Origin of the sequence: Streptomyces sp. NPDC047971, from assembly GCF_040653355.1 — a bacterium.
GTDB lineage: Bacteria > Actinomycetota > Actinomycetes > Streptomycetales > Streptomycetaceae > Streptomyces.
This window is the reverse complement of record NZ_JBEZNW010000078.1, coordinates 1-10504: the sequence shown is the minus strand read 5'-3', so window position 1 is coordinate 10504 and position 10504 is coordinate 1. Positions and strand designations below refer to the sequence as shown.

Sequence of the window (10504 nt, the reverse complement as noted above, 5' to 3'; positions counted from 1 at the left end):
TGGGCGGCGCCTCTTTCCCCCGCCCCACTTTAGTCGGGGGGGCCCGGGGGCGACCCGCAACGCACCGCGGGGGCCGGTCCGTTCGGACCGGCCCCCGCGGGGTTTCGTTTCGTCAGTGCATGACGGCCATGGCCAGCGCGCGGCGGGCGCGCAGGGAGACGCGCTCGGCACGCCGCTGCATCCGCCGGGCGGCGACCAGGCGCACGGCCTGGCGTTCCGCGTCGGCTTCCCGCAGGCGGTCGTGCATATGAGCACGGGCCAGGGCTTCTGGAATGAGTTGCATCTCGCGGGTCCTGTTCTGACGCGAGGCGTTCGCGCCGGTGATGGAAACGTCTGGGGTCGCGGAGCCGGAGGGCTCGCTGGTGGAAGAGGTCATCGGGGCCAGCTTCTGGGGATCGTGCGTGAGGGGTCGGTCGATGGTTCCGGTGACGTTCATGCCGCGACCGGGTTCTTGCGCGGGCGACCACGCGGCCGCTTGCGGGCCACGACGACTCCCTGGACGAACAGCTCGCCGCCCCAGACGCCCCACGGCTCACGCCGCTCCTTCGCGCCGGCGAGGCACGCCTCCATCAGCGGGCAGGTGCGGCAGAGGGACTTGGCGTACTCGACGTCGGCCGGGGACTCGGCGAAGAAGACCTCCGGGTCGAACGAGCGGCAGGGGACGGGTACGCCGAGGTTCTCGATGGCGTCGTCGAGCGCGGTGAGCGCAGTGAGGGGGGTCAAGGTGGAGTCCTCCGTGAGGCCGGGCGGGGGGATCGTTTCGGAAGGCGGTACGGACGGGGCGTGCGCTTCGAGTTGCACGGTGGTGTTTCCTCGTCTGGTCGTTCCGACCTGTTGGCCGGGGTTTCGGCTGGTACCGGGTTGTGCTGGTCCCGAGGCCCCTTCGCTCCGCCGTCCCCGTTCGGGGACAAACAGAAGGGCCGCGGATCCCGGGTGGGGTTCCGCGGCCCTGAAGGCGCCGGCCTGATCGTCGATCAGGCTGGATCACTCCAGGGTTCGAGCCCACGGAAGGCCCACATCGTGTGGTGCTGCGTCGTCTGCTGCTTGGTTTCGGCACCGGTCGCCGCAAAGTCATAGGCCTTGGCCTCGACTGCTGCTACTCCTGCTTCCAGTGCCTTGGTCGGTCGCTCATCGCGCTCCATGCCGAGCAGGCCCGCAAGGGCGGCCGGCCGCAGGGCAGCGGCGGCGCCGGCCATGCCGGCACCGGACAGACCGGTGCCAGGAAGACCGCTGCCAATGAACGCCGAACCGGAGAGGCCGAGCGAGCAGGCGGAGACGACCGAGCGATCGGTCATTTTGTCGGTGCTGACGAAGCTGACGTTGGTGCTGTTGATGTTGCTGATCACTGGAATCGCCTCCTCTCGGCGTCTCGGAGGGCTCGGGGTGAGCCGGACCCTCATCTTCATTTGGACAAGTACAGCACGAAGGCAGGGCTTCGAAGAAGCCGCTGTTTCCGTGGTTAAGAACCTATGGGGCTTGACGGGCGGTGCGCAAACTATTTTTCCGACGAGTTTTCATGAGTCGCTCTCGTCGGCTCCTCCAGGCCCGCCACCTGGCTCTTCGCCCGCGCAGATGGCGAGGACGTCGGCCCCGAAGCGGTCGAGCTTGCGGACGCCGACGCCTGCGATCCCGGCGAGTTCGCCGTCGGTGGACGGCATGCGCTCGGCGATCGCCATCAGGGTCTTGTCGGTGAACACGCAGTACGCGGGCTGCCCGAGCTCCTTGGCCTGGTCGGCGCGCCAGTCGCGCAGCCGCTCGTAGAGCGCCTCGTCCATGTCGGAGGGGCAGTCCTCGCACCGCATCAGCTTCATCTCACCGGCTTCGGTGAGCGTCGCGCCGCAGACGCGGCAGCGCACCGGGCCGCGGCGCCCGCGCCGGACGGCCGCCGCGCCCCGCTCGACGGATCCCCCGCCCCCCGCGCCGCTCGGGCCCAGAGCGCCGGAGCCGGGGCGCAGCCCCTTGAGGAACCGGGTGGGGCGCCGGGAGGCGCGGCCGCCCGGCGAGCGGGAGAGCGCCCAGGAGAGCGCGAGGTGCAGCCGGGCGCGGGTGACCCCGACGTACAGCAGGCGGCGCTCCTCCTCGACCTGCTCGTCGGTCTTGGCGTAGGTGATCGGCATCATGCCCTCGGTGAGGCCGACCAGGAAGACGGCGTCCCACTCCAGGCCCTTGGCCGCGTGCAGCGAGGCGAGGGTGACGCCCTGCACGGTCGGTGCGTGCTGGGCGGCGGCCCGCTCGTCGAGCTCGGCGACGAGGTCCGAGAGCGTGGCCCCGCTCCTGGCGCGGGCGAAGTCCTCGGCGAGACGGACGAGGGCGGCGAGGGACTCCCAGCGATCCCGGACGGCTCCGGAGCCGGCGGGCGGCTCGGTGGTCCAGCCCTTGGTGGAGAGCACGGCCCGGACCTGGGCGGGCAGGTCCTCCGCGTCGTCGAGGAGGGAGTCGTTGCTCCCCGCGCGGGCGGCGCCGCGCAGGGCGATGCCCGCCTCCCGTACCTCCTGGCGCTCGAAGAAGCGCTCGGCCCCGCGCAGCTGGTAGGGGACTCCGGCGTCGGCGAGGGCCTGCTCGTAGACCTCGGACTGGGCGTTGATGCGGTAGAGCACGGCGATCTCGCCGGCCGGGACGCCGGCGGCGATCAGGTCGCGGATGCGGCGGGCGGTGCCCTCGGCCTCGGCGGGCTCGTCGGCGTACTCGGTGTAGCCGGGGTCGGGGCCGGGGTCGCGCTGGGAGACCAGTTCCAGCCGGTGCTCGGCGGCCCGGCCGCGGGCCTGGCTGAGCAGTCCGTTGGCGAGGTGGACGACCTGGGGGGTGGAGCGGTAGTCGCGGACGAGCTTGACCACCGTGGCGTTCGGGTGCCGGGTGCGGAAGTTCAGCAGGTGGTCGGGGGTGGCGCCGGTGAAGGAGTAGATCGTCTGGCTGGCGTCGCCGACGACGCAGAGGCTGTCGCGGTCGCCGAGCCACAGGTCGAGGAGCCGCTGCTGGAGCGGCGAGACGTCCTGGTACTCGTCCACCACGAAGTGCTGGTACTGGCCGCGGATCTGGTCGGCGATGTCGTGCCGGTCCTGGAGGATGCCCACGGTGAGCAGCAGGACGTCCTCGAAGTCGATCACCGAGCGGTCGCGCTTGAGCTGCTCGTACATGGCGTAGATCTGGCCGATCTCGGCCGGGTCGCGGGGGGCGTCCCTGACCGACTTGGCGACGACCGCGGGATAGTCGGCGGGCACGGTCTGGGTGACCTTGGCCCATTCGATCTCGCCGGTGACGTCACGCAGCTCGTTCCGGTCGAGCCGGACGCGGCAGCGCGCGGCGGCCTCGGCCACGAGCTGGATCTTGCGCTCCAGGAGCCGGGGAAGATCACCACCGACGACTTTCGGCCAGAAGTACTGGAGCTGTCGCAGGGCGGCGGAGTGGAAGGTGCGGGCCTGCACCCCGGCCGTGCCGAGCTCTCGGAGCCGGCCGCGCATCTCCCCCGCCGCCCGGTTGGTGAACGTGACGGCCAGCACACTGCCGGGCTGGAGTATGCCCGCCCGCACCCCGTACGCGATCCGGTGCGTGATGGCGCGCGTCTTGCCCGTGCCGGCTCCCGCCAGGACGCACACCGGGCCGTGCAGGGCGAGGGCGACCTCGCGCTGCTCGGGGTCGAGCCCGTCGAGCACCGCGTCGGCCGACTCGGGGACCTGCGGGAAGAGAGTGGAGTGCGTTGCTGCTGTCACCCCGCCATGCTGCCAGGTTCGTCAGGGGCGGTGCGTCGCGTTGTCCACAGGGCCGGGCGCATGGTCATACGAATCACGGTCGTCCCTTTTCGGGAATGGGGACGGCGGCACGTACGTTCTCTCCCTCGGCACCCACCCCGCGAACAGAGGAGCGCCAGGCCATGCAGGGCACTGTGACGATGTACAGCACCACGTGGTGCGGCTACTGCCGTCGGCTGAAGAGCCAGATGGACCGCGAGGGCATCGCGTACACGGAGATCAACATCGAGCAGGACCCCGACTCCGCCGCGTTCGTGGAGAAGGCCAACGGGGGCAACCAGACCGTGCCGACCGTGCTCTTCGCCGACGGCACGACGCTGACGAACCCGTCGCTCGCCCAGGTCAAGCAGAAGGTCGGCGTCTGACGCGACGCGCGCGACGACCGAGAAGAGCCCCCGCCCGGCAGACCGGGCGGGGGCTCTTTTCAGCCAGGGACGCGGGCGTCAGACGACGTCGCCCGGCTTCGGCAGCGGCTTGCCGTACCAGAGCTCGATCAGCCGGGAGGCGATCGAGATGCCGTACGGCGGCAGCACCTCGCCGGAGTCGAAGGCGGCGGCCAGCTCCTCGCGGGAGAACCAGCGGGCCTCGTGGATCTCCTCGCCGTCCACGTGTATCTCCGAGGAGGTGGCGTGCGCGATGAAACCCAGCATGAGGCTGGACGGGAAGGGCCACGGCTGGCTGGCGACGTACTCGACCTCGCCGACCGTGACGCCGGCCTCCTCGAACACCTCGCGGATCACCGCCGTCTCGATCGACTCACCGGGCTCGACGAAGCCCGCGAGGGTCGAGAAGCGGCCCTCGGGCCAGTGGACCTGGCGGCCGAGGAGGATGCGGTCCCGGTCGTCCGTGACCGCCATGATGACGGCCGGGTCCGTACGCGGGTAGTGCTCGGCGCCGCATGCCTGGCAGCGCCGGATGTGGCCCGCGGCCGCGATCACCGTGCGCTCGCCGCAGCGGGAGCAGAACCGGTGGAGCCGCTGCCAGTTCTCCAGGGCGACGGCGTGCACCATCAGCCCCGCGTCCCGGGGCGAGAGCAGCAGCCCGGCCTCACGCAGGCCGGCGGGCCGGGCGGACTGGTCCATACGGCCGGGCAGCGCGTCCTTCTGGAGGGCGAAGTAGGAGACGCCGTCGGCGTCCGTGCCCAGGAAGTAGCGGTGGGTCTCGGTGACCGGCGCCTCGAAGGCGGGCGTCATGACCAGTTCGGTGCGCCCGTCGGGGGTGTCGTCGATCAGCACCTGCCCGCCGGAGACGACGAAGACGCGCGTCGTGGGGTGGCTCCAGGCGGCCGCGAGCCATGCCTCGTCGAGGCGGTGGTGTGCGGCGCGGTCGATGCCGCTCGGGGCGGTGAGCGAGATCGGCCGGTCCGCGAACTGGCTGTTCAAGGTGGACACAGGTACTTCCAACTCCCCCGGATCGTGGTGTGGGTTCATCGCGCGGCTGTGTGGAGCGCGGCGGGCAGGTCGCTCCACAGGTGGGCGGTGGTCTCGACGCCCTTGAAGAGCAGATCGAGCTCGATCTTCTCGTTCGGGGCGTGCCAGCCGTCGGACGGCACCGAGATGCCGAGGAACAGCACCGGTGCGCCCAGGACGTCCTGGAGGTCGGCGGCCGGGCCCGAGCCGCCCTCCCGCGTGTAGCGGACCTTGGCACCGTCGAAGGCGAGGCTCATCGCACCCGCGACGGCCGTGAGGGCGGGGTGGTCGAGCGGGGTCAGGCAGGGCCGCGTCGGGGCTCCGAAGACGATCTCGTACCGGATGCCGGCGGGGACGCGGGCGGCGAGCCAGTCCCGTACGGCGAGTTCGATCTTGTCCGGGTCCTGTCCCGCGACCAGCCGGAAGGAGAGCTTCAGCTGCGCGGAGGCGGGGACGATCGTCTTGCCGCCGGGGCCCTGGTAGCCGCCTCCGATGCCGTTGACCTCGGCGGTCGGGCGGGCCCAGACGCGCTCCAGAGTGGAGAAGCCGGCCTCGCCGAGGGTGCCGTGGGACTTCGCGGTGGTCAGCCAGGCGGCCTCGTCGAAGGGCAGTTCGGCGATGAGGGCGCGCTCGGCGTCGGAGAGCTCGGTCACCCCGTCGTAGAAGCCGGGGATGGCGACCTGCTCGTCCTCGTCGTGCAGGGCGGCGACCAGGCGTCCCGCGACGGTGGCCGGGTTGGGCACGGCGCCGCCGAAGGAACCGGAGTGGATGTCCTGGTCGGGGCCGTACAGCTCGATCTCGCAGTCCGCCACACCGCGCATCCCGGTGCAGACGGTCGGGGTGTCCTCGGACCACATGCCCGTGTCGGAGACGATCACGGCATCGGCGGCGAGCCGGTCCGCGTGGGCCTCGACGAGGGCCCGGAAGTGCGGGGAGCCCGACTCCTCCTCGCCCTCGACGATCAGCTTGAGGTTGACCGCGGGGGCGGTGCGGCCGGTCGCGGCGAGGTGGGCGCGGACGCCGAGGGTGTGGAAGAAGACCTGGCCCTTGTCGTCGGCGGCACCGCGCGCGTACATCCGGCCGTCGGTCACGTGCGGCTCGAACGGGTCCGTCCGCCAGCCGTCCTCACGGGCGGCGGGCTGCACGTCGTGGTGACCGTAGACGAGCACGGTCGGGGCGTCCGGGTCGCCGGACGGCCACTCGGCGAAGACCGCGGGCGCGCCGTCCGTCTCCCAGACCTCGACCGTCGTGAACCCCGTGTCGGTCAGCTTGTCGGCGAGCCACCGGGCACTGCGCCGTACGTCCTCGGCGTGAGCGGGCTGCGCCGACACGGAGGGGATGCGCAGCCAGTCGGTGAGGTCGCCGAGGAAGGCGGCGCGGTGCTGCTCGATGTACGTGCGCACGGCCTGGGTACGTACGGCCTGGACGGCGCTGTCCGGGGTCTCGCTCATGCTCCTGAGCCTATCCGGCCTCCGGAGCGGGTCTGTCCGGGGCCGGTCCGCCGAGCAGGATCTCCTCCAGCTCCGCACGGCCGGGCAGTGCCCGGGGGCGGACGACCTCTCCCGTCCGTACGTAGACGAAGGCGGCGGCGATGTCGTCGGGGTCGAGGCCGTGCTGCTCGGCCCAGGCGAGGCGGTAGATCGCGAGCTGGAGGGGGTCGGCGGTGCGCAGGTGGCTCGTCTTCCAGTCGACGATCTCGTACGCGCCGGTGTCCTCGTCGCGGTAGACGGCGTCGATCCTGCCCCGGACCACCCTGCCCGCGAGGGAGAGGTGGACGGGGACCTCCAGGCGGTACGGGGTGCGGTGGGCGTACGGGGTGAGGGCGAACGCCTCCTTGAGCACGTCGAGGTCGCGTTCGTCCACGATCTCCGGTTCGCCGGCGAACTCCTCGCCGCCGGGAAGCTCGTCGGGGCCGAGCAGGGGCAGCGGAAGCTCCTCGAAGCGCGACTCCACCCACGCGTGGAACCGGGTCCCGCGCCGTGCGGCCGGCTGCGGGGGGCGGGGCATGGGGCGGGCCAGGTCGCGGGCGAAGCCGTCGGGGTCGGCGGCGAGGCGGAGGACCTGGGAGGCGGAGAGATAGGCGGGCAGGAGGACGTCACGGGTGGCGGCGCGGGCCCGCCGCAGCTCGTCGGTGAGGGCCGTGAGGTCCCGGTCCCAGGAGGCGAGGGTTCTCTGTTCCTCCGGGGTGAGCCCGGGCCCCTGCGTCCGGGGGGCGGTGTCCGGCGCCCGGGGCGCGGGGATCTCGTCGGTGCGGGGCGCGACGTCCCGGAGGAGTTCGTCCTCCAGGAAAGGCTCCTCGTCCCCGTGCGGCTCGTCGTCCCCGTGCGGCTCGTCGTCCCCGTGCGGCTCGTCGTCCCCGTGCGGCTCGTCGTCCCCGTGCGGCTCGTCGTCCCAGACGGGTTCCTCGTCGGGCCAGTGGTCCTCGGGGTCCTGGGGGGCGGCCCTGCGAGCGTCCGCCGGCCGCGTCCAGCCGTCCCTTCCTCCGGGACCCGCGGACTGGGGGGACTCCCACGGCGGGAGGTGTGCCCACAGCCGGGTCATGACCTCCTCCGCCGCCCGCTTGCGGCGCCGGAAGGACTCCTCGTCCAGCGGGAGGGGCCATGCCTGGTCCGTCGTCCGCTCCGTCAGGGACGGGTTCTCGGTGTCCTTCTCCGGTTCGTCCGCCCACGCCTCGATCTCGCCGAAGCCGGCCGCGCAGTGGTCGTACAGGGCGTGGAGGAAGTCCGAGGGGCCGCGGGGCTTCTTCTGCGCCGGGCCCCACCAGTGGGCGGAGCCCAGGAGGAGGGAGCGGGGGCGGGTGAAGGTCACGTAGCCGAGGCGGAGCTCCTCGGTGTGCTGGTGGTCGCGCATCGCCTCCTTGAAGGACTTCAGGGAGGCCGCGTCCCAGCTCTCGATGCCGGGCAGCGTCGCCGCGTCGCCGCGCAGGGCGTGCGGCAGCACCTGGGGCTGGGAGGTCCAGGACTCGCGGGACCTGGTGCTGGGGAACTGGGCGGAGACCAGGCCGGGCACCGCCACCACGTCCCACTCCAGGCCCTTCGACTTGTGGGCGGTGAGGACCTTGACGGTGTTCTCGCCGCCCGGGAGCGCGTTGTCCAGGCCCTTCTCGTACTGCGCGGCGGTGCGCAGGAAACCGAGGAAGGCCAGCAGGGTCGCCTCGCCGTCCAGTGAGGCGAAGCCGGCCGCGATGTCGAGGAAGTTCGAGAGGGTCTCGCGGCGACGGGCGGCGAGGGCGTGCGGGGAGGCGGAGAGCTCGACCTCGAGGCCGGTGGTGGAGAGGACCCGGTGCAGGACGTCCATCAGCGGGTCGGCGAGCGAGGAGCGCAGGGAGCGCAGCTCGGCGGCGAACCGGGCGAAGCGGACCCGGGCCTCCGCGGAGAACGGCAGGCCGTCGTCCTCGCCGGCGGAGTCGAGGAAGGTGTCGAGCGCGTCGGCGAGCGAGATGACCTCGGCCGGGTCGACGCCCTCGACCGCCGCGGCGAGCCGCTGGTCGTCGTCGGCGTCGCCGTCCCGCTCCCGGTGGACGAGCAGCCGGGCACGACGGCCGAGGAGGGCGAGGTCGCGCGGCCCGACGCGCCAGCGGGGGCCGGTCAGCAGGCGGACCAGGGAGGCGTTGGCGCCGGGGTCCTGGAGGACCTCGCAGACCGCGACCAGGTCGGCGATCTCGGGCAGGTGGAGGAGCCCCGACAGGCCGACGACCTCGACCGGCACGTCACGGGCGACCAGGGCGGCCTGGATGGCGGGGAAGTCGGTCGCCGTCCGGCACAGCACCGCGATCTCGCCGGGCTCCTTGCCGGTGCGCACCAGGTGGGCGAGGGAGTCGGCGAGCCAGTCGATCTCCTCGGCGTGGGTGGGGAGGAGGGCGATCCGTACGGAGCCGTCCCGCTCCGCGCCGGGGGCGGGGCGCAGCGCCTCCACGCCCTCGTGCATGGCCCGCAGGGGCTCGGCGAGGCCGTTGGCCAGGTCGAGGAGGCGGCCGCCGCTGCGGCGGTTCTCGGAGAGCGCGTGCCGGGTGGCGGGGCTGCCGTCCCGGTACGGGAAGTGGGCGGGGAAGTCGTCCAGGTTGGCGACGGACGCGCCGCGCCAGCCGTAGATGGCCTGGCAGGGGTCGCCGACCGCGGTCACGGCGTGCCCGGTGCCCGCGCCGAACAGGCCGGAGAGCAGCAGCCGCTGGGCGACGGAGGTGTCCTGGTACTCGTCCAGCAGCACGACCCGGAACTCGTCGCGCAGGAGGGCGCCGACCTCGGGGCGGGTGGTGGCGAGTTGGGCGGAGAGGGCGATCTGGTCGCCGAAGTCGAGCAGGTCGCGGGAGCGCTTGGCCGCGCGGTAGCGGATCACGAGGTCGAGCAGCTCGCGGCGGGCGGCGGCCGTCTCGGGGACCTTGCGCAGGTCGGCGTTGGAGAGCTTGGCTCGGGAGAGGGCGTCGAGCAGCTCGGTGTCGTAGGCCCTCAGTTCCTCGGGCCGTACGAGATGCTCGGCCAGCTCGGCGTCGAGCGCGAGGAGGTCGCCGACCAGGGTCGGGAACGACTTGGTCAGCGCGGGGTACGGCCCGGGCGCCTCGCGCAGGACGCGCGCGGCGAGCTGGTAGCGGGTGGCGTCGGCGAGGAGGCGGGAGGTGGGCTCCAGGCCGATGCGCAGGCCGTGGTCGGTCAGGAGCTGTCCGGCGAAGGCGTGGTACGTGGAGATGCGGGGCTCGCCCGCCGCGGAGGAGGGGTCCGCGGGACTCGCCGCCGTCGACGGGTGGCCGGGTGACGCGTGGGCCGGGTCGATGGCGTCGGGGTCCGTGACCCCGGCGCGGACGAGGGCGGTACGGACGCGTTCGGCGAGCTCGCCGGCCGCCTTGTTGGTGAAGGTGAGACCGAGGACCTGCTCGGGCGCGACCTGGCCCGTGCCGACCAGCCAGACCACGCGGGCGGCCATCACCGTCGTCTTGCCGGAGCCGGCTCCGGCCACGATGACCTGCGGGGCGGGCGGCGCGATGATGCAGGCCGTCTGCTCCGGGGTGAACGGGATGCCGAGGAGCTCCTTGAGCTGCTCGGGGTCGGTGATGCGTGCGGTCACCCCAAAGAGGCTAACGGCGCCCACCGACAGCGCCGACCACGGCGGAGTCCGGGGCCCGACGCCTCGGTGTCCACCGGCGTCCCCCCGGGACGTGCGCCCACGGACTTCCGTGTCCACCGGCGCGCACCGGGACGTGTGCCCGCGGACTCCGTGTCCACCGGCGCGCACCGGGACGTACACCCGCCGACTTCCGTGTCCACCGGACCCCCCGGGGTGACGTGCGCCCGCGGGCGGGGGTCGACGTCCGCGCCGCGGGCGGGGCGGGCGGGCCCCCGGGCGCCGGGGGGGAGG

8 protein-coding genes are annotated in these 10504 nt (G+C 73.0%); 1 reads left to right on the top strand and 7 read right to left on the bottom strand.

Annotated elements, in window-relative coordinates:
- Positions 1–112: 112 nt before the first annotated feature.
- The 4 genes from AB0D99_RS35270 to AB0D99_RS35255 all read right to left on the bottom strand — a co-directional run bounded on the left by AB0D99_RS35270 (position 113) and on the right by AB0D99_RS35255 (position 3707).
- A complete protein-coding gene (locus AB0D99_RS35270; RefSeq protein ID WP_362372198.1) occupies positions 113–436 on the bottom strand; it encodes a hypothetical protein in 324 nt (107 codons plus the stop codon).
- Positions 433–801, bottom strand: a complete 369-nt coding sequence (locus AB0D99_RS35265; RefSeq protein ID WP_137993472.1) for a WhiB family transcriptional regulator — start codon at positions 799–801, stop codon at positions 433–435. The genes AB0D99_RS35270 and AB0D99_RS35265 overlap by 4 nt, the downstream gene beginning before the upstream one ends.
- A 173-nt stretch (positions 802–974) precedes the next feature.
- Entirely contained in the window at positions 975–1346 is a 372-nt protein-coding gene (locus AB0D99_RS35260; RefSeq protein ID WP_362372194.1) for a hypothetical protein, read from the bottom strand.
- A gap of 168 nt (positions 1347–1514) precedes the next feature.
- Complete coding sequence (locus AB0D99_RS35255; RefSeq protein ID WP_362372191.1) at positions 1515–3707, bottom strand: ATP-dependent DNA helicase UvrD2; 2193 nt, start codon at positions 3705–3707, stop codon at positions 1515–1517.
- A gap of 161 nt (positions 3708–3868) precedes the next feature.
- Between AB0D99_RS35255 and AB0D99_RS35250 the strand changes: the two genes are divergently transcribed.
- Entirely contained in the window at positions 3869–4111 is a 243-nt protein-coding gene (locus AB0D99_RS35250) for a mycoredoxin (RefSeq protein WP_147981115.1), read from the top strand.
- Positions 4112–4189: 78 nt separating this feature from the next.
- On the opposite strand, the gene nudC is transcribed toward AB0D99_RS35250, so the two are convergent.
- Genes nudC through AB0D99_RS35235 form a run of 3 tightly spaced genes read right to left on the bottom strand, consistent with a single transcriptional unit; the run spans position 4190 to position 10213 of the window.
- Complete coding sequence (gene nudC / locus AB0D99_RS35245) at positions 4190–5137, bottom strand: NAD(+) diphosphatase (protein WP_362372187.1); 948 nt, start codon at positions 5135–5137, stop codon at positions 4190–4192.
- 35 nt (positions 5138–5172) lie between these two features.
- Positions 5173–6606 (bottom strand): dipeptidase, encoded by a 1434-nt coding sequence (locus AB0D99_RS35240; protein ID WP_362372184.1) that lies wholly within the window; start codon positions 6604–6606, stop codon positions 5173–5175.
- A gap of 10 nt (positions 6607–6616) precedes the next feature.
- Complete coding sequence (locus tag AB0D99_RS35235) at positions 6617–10213, bottom strand: UvrD-helicase domain-containing protein (protein WP_362372181.1); 3597 nt, start codon at positions 10211–10213, stop codon at positions 6617–6619.
- Between the last annotated feature and the right edge of the window lie 291 nt (positions 10214–10504).